This is a genomic window from Agrococcus baldri, assembly GCA_900114805.1.
GTDB lineage: Bacteria > Actinomycetota > Actinomycetes > Actinomycetales > Microbacteriaceae > Agrococcus > Agrococcus baldri.
On the sequence record FOZN01000001.1, the window covers coordinates 693,924 to 706,445 of the forward strand.

The following is a 12,522-nucleotide window of genomic DNA, read 5'->3' on the forward strand; positions in this document are numbered from 1 at the left end:
GCCGATCCTGAACGCGACCTGCCCCCGCCGCCGAGGCGTCCCGATAGCCTCGCGGCATGCCGAACGACACCCTGGCCATCGAGGACTACGCACTGATCGGCGACCGGACGACGGCCGCGCTCGTCGGCCGGAACGGCTCGATCGACTGGCTGTGCCTGCCGCACTTCGACTCGCCCGCGTGCTTCGCGGCGCTGCTCGGCGGCCCCGAGCACGGGCACTGGCGCATCGGGCCGAGCGCCGAGGCGGAGTCGACTCGCCGCTACCTGCCGGGAAGCCTCGTGCTCGAGACGACGCACGCGACGGCGACCGGCAGCGTCACGGTGACGGATGCGATGCCCACCGGCGACGACCGGGCCGACGTGGTGCGCATCATCGAGGGCATCGCCGGCGAGGTCGAGCTCGAGCAGGAGCTCGTCGTGCGCTTCGGCTACGGCAGCGTGCCGCCGTGGTTCCGCCGCCTGCGGGAGGACGGCACGGAGATCCTGGTCGCGATCGCCGGCCCCGACCGGCTGGTGCTGCGCGGACCGGAGCTGCCGCGCGCCGACGGCCACCGGCACCGCTCGACCTTCACGGTGCGGGAGGGCGACCGGATCGTGCTCGACCTCTGCTGGCGCCACTCGTGGCGGCCCTTCGCCGGCCCGGTGGGCGAGTCGGAGATCGTGGAGACGACGGTCGCCGAGTCGGCTGAGTGGCTGCGCGAGCTCGACTACGAGGGGCCGTACCTCGAGGCGGTGCAGACGAGCGTGCTGGTGCTGCGCTCGCTGACCGACGGGGTGACCGGCGGCATTCTCGCCGCGCCCACGACCTCGCTGCCGGAGGCCCCCGGGGGCGAGCGCAACTGGGACTACCGCTTCACCTGGCTGCGCGACGCGTCGCTCACCGTCGACGCGATGCTCGCCGTGCGGCTCTCCGAGAAGGTCGACCTCTGGCGCAACTGGCTCCTGCGGGCGATCGCGGGCGACCCGCAGGACATGCGCATCATGTACCGGCGCGACGGCGGCCGCGACCTCGTCGAGCGCGAGCTCCCGCACCTGCCGGGCTACGGCGGCGCCGCACCCGTGCGCATCGGCAACGGCGCGGCCGACCAGCGGCAGCACGATGTGCTCGGACAGGTCATGCTCACCCTGCAGCGGCTGCGCGAGATCGGCCTCGACGACACCCAGGACTCGTGGCGCATGCAGCGGGCACTGCTCAACGAGCTCGCCACCCACTGGGAAGAGCCCGACCAGGGGCTGTGGGAGATGCGCGGCGAGCCGCATTTCTTCACCCACTCGCGGGCGATGATGTGGGCTGCCTTCGACTGCGGCGTCCGGGCCATCGAGGAGGACGGCTGCGAGGGCGACCCGACCGGCTGGATCGCGCTGCGGGATGCGCTGCGCGAGGAGGTGCTGACGCGCGGCTTCGACGAGTCCACCGGCTCGTTCCGCCAGCACTACGGCACCAGTGAGGTCGACGCCTCGCTGCTGCAGCTGCCGACGATCGGCATCGTCGAGGCGACCGATCCGCGCTTCCTCGGCACGATCGCGCGCATCGAGCAGGATCTGCTCGTCGAGGGCGTCCCGCTGCGATATCGCACCACCGGCGTCGACGGCCTCGAGGGCCACGAGTTCCCGTTCGTGCTGTGCGGCTTCTGGCTCGTAACCGCCTACGCGCAGGCGGGCAGGGTCGACGACGCGGAGCGGCTGATGGAGCAGCTGGTGTCGATGCGGAACGACGTCGGGCTGCTGGCCGAGGAGATCGACCCCGCGACCGGTCGCCACTGGGGCAACTTCCCACAGGCGTTCTCGCACCTCGGCCTCGTGCTGGCGGCGACGGAGATCGCGAAGGCCGAGCGGCAGCAGGCCGGTGCCGCGCAGGCCGAGTCGGCTGAGGCGGAGCAGAAGGAGGCCGAGCGCGAGCAGGCCCACGGCTCGCTCAGCGAGCCGGGCGAGCCGGATCCCGCGGTCTCGCCGCAGCCTCAGGACGAGGCGACGCCGGAGCGCTGACGCAGAAGAGGGGCACCGCGTGCTGCGATGCCCCTCCCCGTGCGTGCTGCGACTACTTGCCGTCGCGCTGCGTGTTCTCCTTCGACGCGGCACCGGTCGCGGCGTCCTGCGCCACGTCCTGCGCCTCGGCGGCCTCGGCGTCCGCAGCCTCGGCGGCGGCCTCGTCAGCCTCGACCTGAGCGTCCTGCGCGGGCGACTCGTCGGTCGCCTCCGCGGCCTCGGTGGTCTCCTCGGCCTCGGCCTCGGCGTCAGCGGCCTTGGCCTCTGCAGCCTTCGCCTCCGAGGCCTCCTGGTCGGCGGCGGCCGACTTGGCGGCAGCGGACGCCTTCGACTTCGAGGCCTTCTTCTGCACCGGCTCGAGCACGAGCTCGATCTGCGCCATCGGGGCGTTGTCGCCCTTGCGGAAGCCGAGCTTCGTGATGCGGGTGTAGCCGCCCTCGCGCTCAGCGACCAGCGGAGCGATCTCGGTGAAGAGCTCGTGCACGACGCCCTTGTCACCGATGACGCCGAGCACACGACGACGCGCGTGCAGGTCGCCGCGCTTGGCGAACGTGATCAGGCGCTCAGCGACGGGGCGGAGGCGCTTGGCCTTCGTCTCGGTCGTCTTGATCGACTTGTGCGTGAACAGCGCGGCCGCGAGGTTCGCCAGCAGCAGGCGCTCGTGGGCGGGGCCGCCTCCGAGGCGGGGTCCCTTCGTGGGCTTGAGCATGATTCGTATCCCTCTAGTTGTTCAGTCGGCCCGCGTTCAGCGAGCGTCCTCGTCGTAACCGCTGTAGAAGTGGGCGCCGTCGAAGCCGGGCACCGCGTCCTTGAGCGAGAGGCCCAGCTCGACGAGCTTGTCCTTCACCTCGTCGACCGACTTCTGGCCGAAGTTGCGGATGTTCATCAGCTGCGTCTCGCTCAGTGCCACGAGCTCGGACACCGTGTTGATGCCCTCGCGCTTGAGGCAGTTGTACGAGCGGACCGACAGGTCGAGCTCCTCGATCGGCGTGGCGAGCTCGCCCGAGCCGATGGCCTCGGCGGGTGCCTGCCCGATCTCGATGCCCTCTGCTTCCGCGTTCAGGTCGCGCGTCAGGCCGAACAGCTCGACGAGCGTGCGGCCGGCCGACGCGATGGCGTCGCGCGGCGAGATCGCCGGCTTCGACTCCACGTCGACGACGAGCGAGTCGAAGTCGGTGCGCTCACCGGCACGGGTCGCCTCGACGCGGTAGGTGACCTTGAGCACGGGCGAGTAGATCGAGTCGATCGGGATGACCCCGGCCTCAGCGAACTCGTCGCGGTTCTGCGCGGCCGAGACGTAGCCGCGGCCACGCTCGATCGTCAGCTCGAGCTGCAGTTTCGCCGAGTCGTTCAGCGTCGCGAGCACCAGCTCGGGGTTGTGGATCTCGACGCCGGCGGGCGCCGTGATGTCAGCCGCGGTCACCGTGCCCGCGCCCTGGCGCGAGAGGTAGGCGACGACGGGCTCGTCGTGCTCGGAGGAGACGACGAGGCGCTTGATGTTGAGGATCATCTCGGTGACGTCCTCCTTCACCCCCGCGATCGTCGAGAACTCGTGGAGCACGCCGTCCAGGCGGATGCTGGTGACAGCAGCGCCGGGGATCGACGAGAGGAGGGTGCGGCGGAGTGAGTTGCCGAGGGTGTAGCCGAAGCCAGGCTCGAGCGGCTCGATCGTGAACCGCGAGCGGTGCTCGGAGACGGTCTCCTCGGTGACAGTGGGGCGCTGGGCGATCAGCACGTGTCGGTTCCTTTCGGTCGCGAGTCCGCTATATGACTCGCGTGTTCAGTGACGGCGGATGGCCGGGCAGGCAGAAGGTGCCTGCCCGGCTGGAGCGACTTAGTTGCGGCGGGGCTTCGGCGGGCGAACGCCGTTGTGCGCCTGCGGCGTCACGTCGTGGATCGCACCGATCTCGAGGCCGGCGGCCTGGAGCGAGCGGATCGCCGTCTCGCGGCCCGAACCGGCGCCCTTGACGAACACGTCCACCTTCTTCATGCCGTGGTCCTGCGCCTGGCGCGCGGCCGACTCAGCGGCGAGCTGTGCGGCGTACGGGGTCGACTTGCGCGAGCCCTTCATGCCGACGCCGCCACCGGAGACCTGCGAGACGACGGCCCCGGTGGTGTCGGTGATGGAGACGATCGTGTTGTTGAACGTCGACTTGATGTGGGCGTGGCCCGCTGCGATGTTCTTCTTGTCCTTCTTGCGCGGCTTGCGGACCGCGGACTTGGGAGCTGCCATGTTCTTCTACCTCCACGCGGCCTAGCGGCCGGCCTTCTTCTTGCCGGCGACCGTCTGCTTGCGGCCCTTGCGGGTGCGCGCGTTCGTCTTGGTGCGCTGACCGTGCACGGGGAGACCGCGACGGTGGCGGATGCCCTGGTACGAGCCGATCTCGACCTTGCGACGGATGTCGGCGGTCACCTCGCGGCGGAGGTCACCCTCAACCTTGAACGCAGCCTCGATGTGCTCGCGGAGCGCGAGCAGCTGCTCGTCGGTGAGGTCCTTCACGCGGATGTTGCGGTCGATGCCGGTGGCTTCGAGCGTCTGGATCGACCGGGTGCGGCCGACGCCGAAGATGTACGTCAGTGCGATCTCCACGCGCTTCTCGCGCGGGATGTCGACACCTGCGATGCGTGCCATCGTGTGTCTCCTAGGGAGTGGTGAGAGGTATGGAGCAGCGGAGGTGCCTGGGCCTCTCCCCAAGGTGTCGCCATCGTGAGAGGGCTCTTACCGCTGCTGGGTGCTGTTGTGCAGTTGTGCGCCGCGCTCCGAGGAGCGCGAGCGCCGGGGCTCAGCCCTGGCGCTGCTTGTGGCGGGGGTTGTCGCAGATGACCATCACGCGACCGTGCCGGCGGATCACCTTGCACTTGTCGCAGATCTTCTTGACGCTGGGGTAGACCTTCATGTTTGCTTCCTCGCTGGCCTCGTGCTCGCGCGGGTGCGCGGGCCGTTCCTTTCCAGCAGCCTGATTACTTGTAGCGGTAGACGATGCGGCCGCGGGTGAGGTCGTAGGGGCTGAGCTCCACGATCACTCGGTCCTCCTGGAGGATGCGGATGTAGTTCTGCCGCATCTTTCCGGAGATGTGTGCGAGCACGATGTGGCCGTTCGAGAGCTCGACGCGGAACATCGCGTTCGGGAGTGCCTCGACGACCGTTCCTTCGATCTCGATGACGCCGTCTTTTTTGGCCATAGCCTTCTTCTGCAAGTTTCTGGTTGCCGGTCATGCGAGTGACGCGCGCAGAGGGCGCGCGACACCAACGGTCAACTCTACGCGGAAGGTGAGTGAACTTGCAAGCCGGGCGTGTCGGGGCGCTCAGCGACGTCGGACCGGTGCACCACGATGCTGCCCCACAGCATCGCACGATCTCGCCGCGCACGCTTGGCGGCGTCGTCGTCCATGGTGGTGGCGAACGAGCGCGCGATGATCGGGCCGCCCGGGACGACCGCCCGCACCGCCGCCTTGCGAAGGTCGCGCACCCATCGCTCGTCGGCCCCGTCGATCACGTTCGACAGCGTGATGGCGTCGTAGGTGCCGGGCTCGACGCGCTCGAGATGGTCGAGCAGCGGCGCATCGACCCAGCCGATCGCATCGGCGTCGACGCGCGGCAGCCGATGGCCCGGCAGCTCCTCCCCCAGCAGCAGCCGCCAGGCGTAGGGGTTGTCGCGCGGGGCATGCTTGCGCAGCGCACGCGCGATACGGCCGCGGATCGCCTCATCGAAGTGGGGCGGGATGGGCGTCGAGAAGTCGCGCAGGACCAGCGCGGACAGCGCGCCGGCCGGCCCGAGCATCGTCTTCAGGATGGATGCCAGGGTGCGGTTGTCGAGCCGGTCCTTCCAGGCCTGCGACGCCCTGATCGGATCGTTCTCCTGCAGGAACTGCCGCACGCGACGGCGGCTCCAGGCGGGGCTCGCCGCGCGGATCATGCCGCGGCCCAGATCGAACAGGCGCTCCGCGGCGCCGGGCTCGAACGCTCCGCCTGCCACGCGTCGGCGCGCGTACTCCAGCTGGTTCCGGTTCGAGCCGATCACGGTGACGCGATGGCCCGCGTCGGCGAGCACGGCGATCATCTCGCCGGCGCCGCCGGAGACCAGCACACGGCTGGCGGGGGCGAGCTCCTCGAGCTCGATGCCGGGGTCGGACCAGTCCCAGCCGTGCAGCAGCCGCTGCCGCGGGTTGGCGCTCGAGCGGCCGCGCCGGCGCGTGCCGCGCATCAGCATCGCGTCCGCCTCATGCGCGCGCCTGCCTCATCCCCATGGCTCCGATCCTGCCGCATCTCGGCTGGGAGCGCTGCGGGCCTCAGCTCCGCGCTGCCGCCACGCGTTCCGCGAGCGTCTCGGCGAGCGGGCCCGTCTCGATGCCGCTCACGTGCGCGACGAAGTCCGCCGGCTCCAGTTCGTGCAGCAGCCGCTGCAGCTCGACCGCCTGCTCGTCGCCCTCCGCGTCGAAGCGCAGCGCGGCGGCGTACGCGGCGACCAGGCCATCGGCGCGCTCGCCGCGCTCCACCAGCTCGACGGCCGGCTGCACGAAGCGCTCGTGACGCGAGAGCTTGCGCAGCGGCTGGCGCCCGATGCGCTCGCAGGTGTCTGGCAGCGCCGGGTTCTCGAAGCGCTCGATCGCGCGCGCGACATACGCGGCGTGCTCGTCGGCGTCGAACCCGAACTTCGCCAGCAGCAGCCTCGAGGTGTCGGCGAGCGCCGCCTCGACGGCGGCGCGGATGGCCCGGTCCTCGAGCGCCTCCGCGATCGTCGCGATGCCGGCGTTCCACCCGGCGTAGGCGGTGGTCGCGTGCCCGGTGTTGACCGTGAACAGCTTGCGCTCGATGAACGGCGCGAGATCGTCGACGAAGTGCGCATCCGGAATGGCCGGCTGGGCTGCGCCCGAGCCGGCGAACGGCGAGCGGTCGATCGACCACTCGAAGAAGTCCTCCACCACCACGTCGAGACCGGCGGGATCCTGCGGCGGGATGATGCGGTCGACCGCGGTGTTGGCGAACACGGCCTTCGCCGCGAGCTCCTCGGCGCCCTCGAGCACGTGCTCGCGCAGGGTGTCGCTCGCGCCGATCGCGTTCTCGCACGCCATCACCACCAGCGGATCGCCCGAGCGCAGCGCGAGCCCCTCGCGGATCACGGGGGCGATGAACCGCATGACCGTCGGGCCCACCGCGCACGTGACGACATCCGCATCCGCCACCGCCTGCGCCGCGCCGGTCGGGTCAGCCTTCGAGTCGATGCCGGTGAAGCCGGTGACCGTGTGCACGACCGCGTCGGGCCCGACCTCGCGCACCTGGTACGCATCCGCCGTCTGCAGCATGCCGATCAGCTCGGGGTTGACGTCGACGAACGTCACCTCGTAGCCGGCTCGGTGCAGGAGCAGCCCGACGAAGCCGCGGCCGATGTTGCCCGCGCCGAAGTGGACGGCGCGCATCACTCGTTGACGTCGCCGAGCAGCTCGAGGATGGCCGCGGCATCCGGCGCCGCCTCGAGCTTCGCCACCTCGTCCTCGTCGGCGAACACGATGGCGATCTTCGACAGGATCTCGAGGTGCCCGCCATCCTTGCCGGCGATGCCGATGACGAACTTCACCGGATTGCCGTCCCAGTCGATCGGGGTGTCGTGGCGGGCCACCGACAGCCCGGAGTCGAGGATCGACTCCTTCGACTCGTTCGTGCCGTGCGGGATGGCCAGCAGGTTGCCCATGTAGGTCGACACGCTCGTCTCGCGCTCGCGCATGGCGTCGGCGTAGTCGGGCGTCACCGCACCCGCGGCGACCAGGATGTCGGCCGCCTCCTGGATCGCCTCATCCTTCGAGGTGGCCGTCGGTGTCGTGGTGATCTGCTCGAGGGAGAGAACGGGCATGATGCTCCTATTCGGTCGCGTTCGAGTCGCCGACCAGCGTGACGACGTCGTCGTACTTCGGGCTGTTCATGAAGTTCTCGACCGACACGTGGGTCGCGCGGTCGTTCTGCAGCCGCGCGCGGGCCGTGAGGTCCTGGTGCGTGACGATCAGATCCTCGCTGCCGTCGAGGTTCGCGATGGCCACGTTCTTGACCTCGATCCCCTCGATGCCGGCCTTCTTGAGCTTGTTGCGCAGCACGCTCGCGCCCATCGCGCTCGAGCCCATGCCCGCGTCGCAGGCGAAGACGATCTTGCGGATGGGTTCGCTCACGACCGCGGTGCCGCCCGCGTCGGCCGCGGTGCCGGCCGCCGCGCCGCCGGCGGCGAGGTTCGAGAGGTGCTCGGACTTCTTGCCCTTCGCCGCCTCGGTCTTCGCGATGGCCGCAGACAGGTCGCCCGCGTCCTCACGCGCGAGGTCGCGCTTGCGCGAAGCGCGCAGGATGACCGCGGCCACCAGGAACGTGACCGCGGCCGCGACCACCACCGAGAGCAGCACGCCGACCAGGTTGCCGATGCCCACCAGCCCTGCCTGGACGGCGACGGCGAAGATGCTGCCGGGAGCCGCCGGGCCGGCGAGGCCGGTGCCGAGCAGCATGTTCGTGGCCACGCCCGACGCGCCGCCGAGCACGAGCGCGATGATGAGCGTGGGCTTCATGAGCGCGTAGGGGAAGTAGACCTCGTGGATGCCGCCGGCGAACTGGATGATCGCGGCACCCGGTGCGGTGGCGCGCGCGGCGCCGACGCCGAAGAACGAGAACGCCAGCAGCAGGCCCAGGCCCGGACCGGGGTTCGCCTCGAGCAGGAACAGGATCGAGCTGCCGTCGGTCGCCACCTCGGTGGTGCCCAGCGGCGTGAGCACGCCGTGGTTGATGGCGTTGTTGAGGAAGAAGACCTTCGCCGGCTCGATGAGGAACGATGCGAGCCAGAGCAGGCCCGTGTCGACCAGCCAGCCGACGGCGCCGCCGACGACCGACATGATCCAGTTCACGATGGGGGCGATGAGGTAGAAGCCCAGCAGCGCCATCAGGAACGCGACGATGCCCGCCGAGAACATGTTGACGAGCATCTCGAAGCCGGCGCGGACCTTGCCGTCCCACAGCTTGTCGAGCTGCTTCATCACCCAGGCTGCGAGCGGTCCGAGGATCATGGCGCCGATGAACATGTGCACGTAGCCGAGGCCGCCCTCGCCCTCGGCGTTGATGCGGTCGATCAGCAGGTCGGAGCCGACGATCGCGCCCATCACCGCGAATGCGCCGACCACCGCGCCTCGGGTCTCGTAGACCATGCGGCCGCCGGTGCCGGCGATCATGATCGGCAGCAGGTAGTGGATGATCGGGCCCACCATGGTGGCCAGGTCGGCGTTCGGGAACGGGCCGACCTCGATGAAGAGCGCGGTCAGGATGCCCCAGGCGATGAGCGCGGGGATGTTCGGCATGATCATGCCGGAGAGGAACGTGCCGAACTTCTGCACTGCGACGCGCGCGCCGCCGGACTTCGAGGCTGCTTGCGTGGTGGTCATCGTCGACTCCGTGCTGCGTCGGGTTGGGTGGTCAGGCGTCGTGATCGGTGGCGAGGAGCTGCTCGAGCTCGTCGAGGACACTCTCGTCGTCGGAGGCGATCGTGATCGAGTCGCCCTTGTTCACGCCGAGCGAGATGACCGAGAGGATGCTGGCCGCGTTGACCTGCTTCTCACCCTTGGTGACCGTGACCGCGCTGCTGGCCTTGGCCGCGGCCTGGGCGAAGAGCGAGGCCGGACGGGCGTGCAGCCCGTGCGCTGACTCGACGGTGACGGTGCGCTCGGCCATGGTGCTCCTTCGAGATCAGGGCCGGGGTCGGCCCGAGGTGGCAACACGCTACCACCGGGCACTGCCCGCCGTCAGCGATCCGCGATCGGCACCGGCACGACGCCGAACGGCTGCAGACCCGCTGCCCCGCCATCGAGCGCCGTCAGCACCCAGATGCCTGCGGAGTGCACCGCGACCGAGTGCTCCCACTGGCAGGCGTCGGTGCCGTCGGCGGTGCGCACCGTCCAGCCGTCGTCGTCCACGGTGGTGCCGGTCGACCCGGCGTGGATGATCGGCTCGATCGCGACGCACAGCCCCGGCTTCACCGCAGGCCCGCGCACGCGCGTGCGGTAGTTGAACACCGGCGGATCCTCGTGCATGGCGGTGCCGATGCCGTGGCCGATGTAGTCGTCGTTGATGCCGTAGTCGCTGTGGGCCTCGATGTGGTCCTCGACGGCGGCGCCGACCTCGCCGAGTTGCTTCGCGGAGGCGAGCGCCGCGATGCCGGCCCAGAGTGCCCCCTCGGTGACGTTGCTCAGCCGCTGGCGGGCCGCGGTGCGCTCCGGCTCGCCGCCGGGCACGACGACCGTGATCGCCGCATCGCCGTGGAAGCCGCCGATGGTGGCGCCGCAGTCGACGGTGACCAGGTCGCCCGGCTCGAGCGGAGCGGTGCCCGGGATGCCGTGCACCACGACGTCGTTGACACCGACGCACAGCGTGTGCTCGTAGCCGGGCTCGAGCTGGAAGTTGGGCACGGCCCCGTGCTCGCGGATGACGCCCTCGGCGAGGCGGTCGAGCTCGAGCGGGGTGACGCCCGCCCGGATCTCCTGCGCGACTGCGGCGAGCGCGAGCGCGGTGATGCGACCCGGCTCACGCATCGCGGCGAGCTCGCGCCGCGACTTGGAGTGACCGCGGCCTCGCATCAGGCCGTGATGGCGCGCTCGGCCAGGCCGGCGAGGATGCGCTCGGTCACGTCGTCGACGGCGCCCATGCCGTCGACCTCGACCACTAGGCCGCGCTCGGCGAAGATCGCGATGAGCGGTGCGGTCTCGCGCTCGTAGACCTCCTGGCGGTGCCGGATGACATCCTCGGTGTCGTCGCTGCGGCCCTGCTCCTGCGCACGCGCAGCCAGCCGCCGGACGACCTCGTCGGTGTCGGCGACCAGGCGGATGACGGCGTCGATCTGCTCGCCGCGGCGGAGGTTCACGCCGTCGAGGAACTCGACCTGGCCTGCGGTGCGCGGGTAGCCGTCGAGCAGGTAGCCCTGCTCGGCGTCGGCCTGCGCGAGCCGGTCGTCGATCAGCTCGTTGGTGAGGGAGTCGGGCACGTACTCGCCGGCGTCGAGGATCGCGGAGACGCGCTGCCCGAGCTCGGTCTGGTCCTTGATGTTCTGACGGAAGATGTCTCCGGTGGAGACGGCCGGGATCCCGAGCGCCTCGGCGATGCGTGCTGCCTGGGTGCCCTTGCCCGCACCGGGCGGGCCCACGATGAGGAGATTCGACATCTAGCGGATGAGCCCTTCGTAGTGGCGCTGCTGCAGCTGCGCGTCGATCTGCCGCACGGTCTCCAGACCGACGCCGACGATGATCAGGAGCGAGGCGCCGCCGAAGGGGAAGTTCTGGTTCGCACCCACGGTGGAGAGCGCGATCAGCGGGATGAGCGCGACGATGCCCAGGTAGAGCGAGCCCGGCAGCGTGATCCGGGTGAGCACGTAGTCGAGGTACTCGGCCGTCGGACGGCCGGCGCGGATGCCGGGGATGAAGCCGCCGTACTTCTTCATGTTGTCGGCGACCTCTTCGGGGTTGAAGGTGATCGCGACGTAGAAGTAGGTGAAGCCCACCGTGAGCAGGAAGAACACGAGCATGTAGAGCGGCGCGTCACCGGAGGTGAGGTTCGCCTGCACCCACAGCACCCACTCGGGCGGCGCGGTGCCGTCGTTCGGGGTGCTGAACTGCGCGACCAGCATCGGCAGGTACAGCAGCGAGGACGCGAAGATGACCGGGATGACACCGGCCATGTTGACCTTGATCGGGATGTAGGTCGACTGCCCGCCGTACATGCGGCGACCGACCATGCGCTTGGCGTACTGCACAGGGATGCGCCGCTGGGACTGCTCGACGAAGACGACGAGCGCCATGATGATGATGCCGACGACCAGCACCATCGCGAAGGTGTTCGGGCCCTGCGTCTGGAAGATCTGACCGAGCGCGCCGGGGAAGGTCGCGGCGATCGAGACGAAGATGAGCAGCGACATGCCGTTGCCGATGCCGCGCTCGGTGATGAGCTCGCCGAACCACATGATGAGGCCGGTGCCGGCCGTCATCGTGAAGATCATCAGCGTGATCGACCACCAGGAGTCGTTCGTCAGCAGGTTCTGGCACTGCGGCAGCGCGGGGCCGCCGGTCTGCGAGAACAGGGCGCCGGAGCGGGCGACCGTGATGAGCGTGGTCGACTGCAGCACGGCGAGCGCGATGGTCATGTAGCGGGTGTACTGCGTGAGCTTCGCCTGCCCCTGCTGGCCCTCCTTCTGGAGCGCCTCGAAGTGGGGGATGACGACGCGCAGCAGCTGCGTGATGATCGCCGCGGTGATGTAGGGCATGATGCCCAGCGCGAAGATGCTTAGCTGCAGCAGCGCGCCACCTGAGAACAGGTTGACGAGCTGGTACAGCCCTTGCGCGGTCTGGTTGGCGGCGATGCACTCCTGCACGTTGCCGTAGTCGACGAACGGCGCGGGGATGAACGACCCGAACCGGAACACCGCCACGATGGCGAGCGTGAAGAAGATCTTCCGACGCAGGTCTCGCGTCTTGAAGATGCGTGCGATGGCACTGAACACGTGCAGCCTTCCAGAGAATGGCAATCGGG

Annotated in this window: 15 protein-coding genes; 1 reads left to right on the forward strand and 14 read right to left on the reverse strand. The window is 69.8% G+C overall.

Annotation, left to right across the window (positions count from 1 at the left end; genetic code table 11):
- The first annotated feature begins 56 nt into the window (after positions 1-56).
- Positions 57-1,985 (forward strand): glycoside hydrolase family 15 protein, encoded by a 1,929-nt coding sequence (locus tag BM288_RS03310; protein ID WP_092915796.1) that lies wholly within the window; start codon positions 57-59, stop codon positions 1,983-1,985.
- A 52-nt stretch (positions 1,986-2,037) separates the two neighbouring features.
- Here BM288_RS03310 and rplQ read toward each other — a convergent pair whose 3' ends face one another.
- The 14 genes from rplQ to secY all read right to left on the reverse strand — a co-directional run bounded on the left by rplQ (position 2,038) and on the right by secY (position 12,493).
- Positions 2,038-2,694, reverse strand: a complete 657-nt coding sequence (rplQ, locus tag BM288_RS03315) for a 50S ribosomal protein L17 (RefSeq protein WP_092915798.1) — start codon at positions 2,692-2,694, stop codon at positions 2,038-2,040.
- 36 nt (positions 2,695-2,730) lie between these two features.
- Positions 2,731-3,720, reverse strand: coding sequence for a DNA-directed RNA polymerase subunit alpha (locus tag BM288_RS03320; RefSeq protein WP_092915800.1), 990 nt, complete (start codon positions 3,718-3,720; stop codon positions 2,731-2,733).
- A gap of 99 nt (positions 3,721-3,819) precedes the next feature.
- The gene (gene rpsK / locus BM288_RS03325) at positions 3,820-4,218 is read right to left on the reverse strand and encodes a 30S ribosomal protein S11 (protein ID WP_092915802.1); all 399 of its coding nucleotides are present in this window, start codon (positions 4,216-4,218) and stop codon (positions 3,820-3,822) included.
- 21 nt (positions 4,219-4,239) lie between these two features.
- Positions 4,240-4,617, reverse strand: coding sequence for a 30S ribosomal protein S13 (rpsM, locus tag BM288_RS03330; protein ID WP_092915804.1), 378 nt, complete (start codon positions 4,615-4,617; stop codon positions 4,240-4,242).
- A 151-nt stretch (positions 4,618-4,768) separates the two neighbouring features.
- Positions 4,769-4,882, reverse strand: coding sequence for a 50S ribosomal protein L36 (gene rpmJ, locus BM288_RS03335; protein ID WP_092915806.1), 114 nt, complete (start codon positions 4,880-4,882; stop codon positions 4,769-4,771).
- 64 nt (positions 4,883-4,946) lie between these two features.
- Entirely contained in the window at positions 4,947-5,168 is a 222-nt protein-coding gene (infA, locus tag BM288_RS03340; RefSeq protein WP_092915808.1) for a translation initiation factor IF-1, read from the reverse strand.
- A 77-nt stretch (positions 5,169-5,245) separates the two neighbouring features.
- Positions 5,246-6,190 carry a BtaA family protein gene (locus tag BM288_RS03345; RefSeq protein WP_143103000.1) on the reverse strand — a complete coding sequence of 315 codons (945 nt, stop codon included), beginning with the start codon at positions 6,188-6,190 and terminating at the stop codon, positions 5,246-5,248.
- A gap of 85 nt (positions 6,191-6,275) precedes the next feature.
- Positions 6,276-7,403, reverse strand: coding sequence for a mannitol-1-phosphate 5-dehydrogenase (locus BM288_RS03350; protein WP_092915812.1), 1,128 nt, complete (start codon positions 7,401-7,403; stop codon positions 6,276-6,278).
- The gene (locus BM288_RS03355; RefSeq protein WP_092915814.1) at positions 7,403-7,834 is read right to left on the reverse strand and encodes a PTS mannitol transporter subunit IIA; all 432 of its coding nucleotides are present in this window, start codon (positions 7,832-7,834) and stop codon (positions 7,403-7,405) included. Before BM288_RS03355 ends, BM288_RS03350 begins: the two co-directional genes overlap by 1 nt.
- A gap of 7 nt (positions 7,835-7,841) precedes the next feature.
- A complete protein-coding gene (locus BM288_RS03360; protein WP_092915816.1) occupies positions 7,842-9,392 on the reverse strand; it encodes a PTS mannitol transporter subunit IIBC in 1,551 nt (516 codons plus the stop codon).
- Positions 9,393-9,423: 31 nt separating this feature from the next.
- A complete protein-coding gene (locus tag BM288_RS03365; protein ID WP_092915818.1) occupies positions 9,424-9,678 on the reverse strand; it encodes an HPr family phosphocarrier protein in 255 nt (84 codons plus the stop codon).
- Between the two features lie 71 nt (positions 9,679-9,749).
- Positions 9,750-10,580, reverse strand: a complete 831-nt coding sequence (map, locus tag BM288_RS03370; RefSeq protein WP_092915820.1) for a type I methionyl aminopeptidase — start codon at positions 10,578-10,580, stop codon at positions 9,750-9,752.
- Positions 10,580-11,161, reverse strand: coding sequence for an adenylate kinase (locus BM288_RS03375; RefSeq protein WP_092915822.1), 582 nt, complete (start codon positions 11,159-11,161; stop codon positions 10,580-10,582). Before BM288_RS03375 ends, map begins: the two co-directional genes overlap by 1 nt.
- Positions 11,162-12,493: a preprotein translocase subunit SecY gene (secY, locus tag BM288_RS03380; RefSeq protein ID WP_092915824.1), complete on the reverse strand. Its 1,332-nt coding sequence runs from the start codon at positions 12,491-12,493 to the stop codon at positions 11,162-11,164. It lies immediately after the preceding gene.
- Positions 12,494-12,522: the final 29 nt, after the last annotated feature.

Coding starts and splice junctions, on each gene's coding strand:
- BM288_RS03350 (WP_092915812.1), bottom strand. CDS start 7,403: ATGCGCGCCGTCCACTTCGGCGCGGGCAACATCGGCCGCGGCTTCGTC.
- rplQ (WP_092915798.1), bottom strand. CDS start 2,694: ATGCTCAAGCCCACGAAGGGACCCCGCCTCGGAGGCGGCCCCGCCCAC.
- map (WP_092915820.1), bottom strand. CDS start 10,580: ATGCGAGGCCGCGGTCACTCCAAGTCGCGGCGCGAGCTCGCCGCGATG.
- infA (WP_092915808.1), bottom strand. CDS start 5,168: ATGGCCAAAAAAGACGGCGTCATCGAGATCGAAGGAACGGTCGTCGAG.
- BM288_RS03355 (WP_092915814.1), bottom strand. CDS start 7,834: ATGCCCGTTCTCTCCCTCGAGCAGATCACCACGACACCGACGGCCACC.
- BM288_RS03345 (WP_143103000.1), bottom strand. CDS start 6,190: ATGCGCGGCACGCGCCGGCGCGGCCGCTCGAGCGCCAACCCGCGGCAG.
- BM288_RS03310 (WP_092915796.1), top strand. CDS start 57: ATGCCGAACGACACCCTGGCCATCGAGGACTACGCACTGATCGGCGAC.
- BM288_RS03365 (WP_092915818.1), bottom strand. CDS start 9,678: ATGGCCGAGCGCACCGTCACCGTCGAGTCAGCGCACGGGCTGCACGCC.
- rpsM (WP_092915804.1), bottom strand. CDS start 4,617: ATGGCACGCATCGCAGGTGTCGACATCCCGCGCGAGAAGCGCGTGGAG.
- BM288_RS03360 (WP_092915816.1), bottom strand. CDS start 9,392: ATGACCACCACGCAAGCAGCCTCGAAGTCCGGCGGCGCGCGCGTCGCA.
- rpsK (WP_092915802.1), bottom strand. CDS start 4,218: ATGGCAGCTCCCAAGTCCGCGGTCCGCAAGCCGCGCAAGAAGGACAAG.
- rpmJ (WP_092915806.1), bottom strand. CDS start 4,882: ATGAAGGTCTACCCCAGCGTCAAGAAGATCTGCGACAAGTGCAAGGTG.
- BM288_RS03375 (WP_092915822.1), bottom strand. CDS start 11,161: ATGTCGAATCTCCTCATCGTGGGCCCGCCCGGTGCGGGCAAGGGCACC.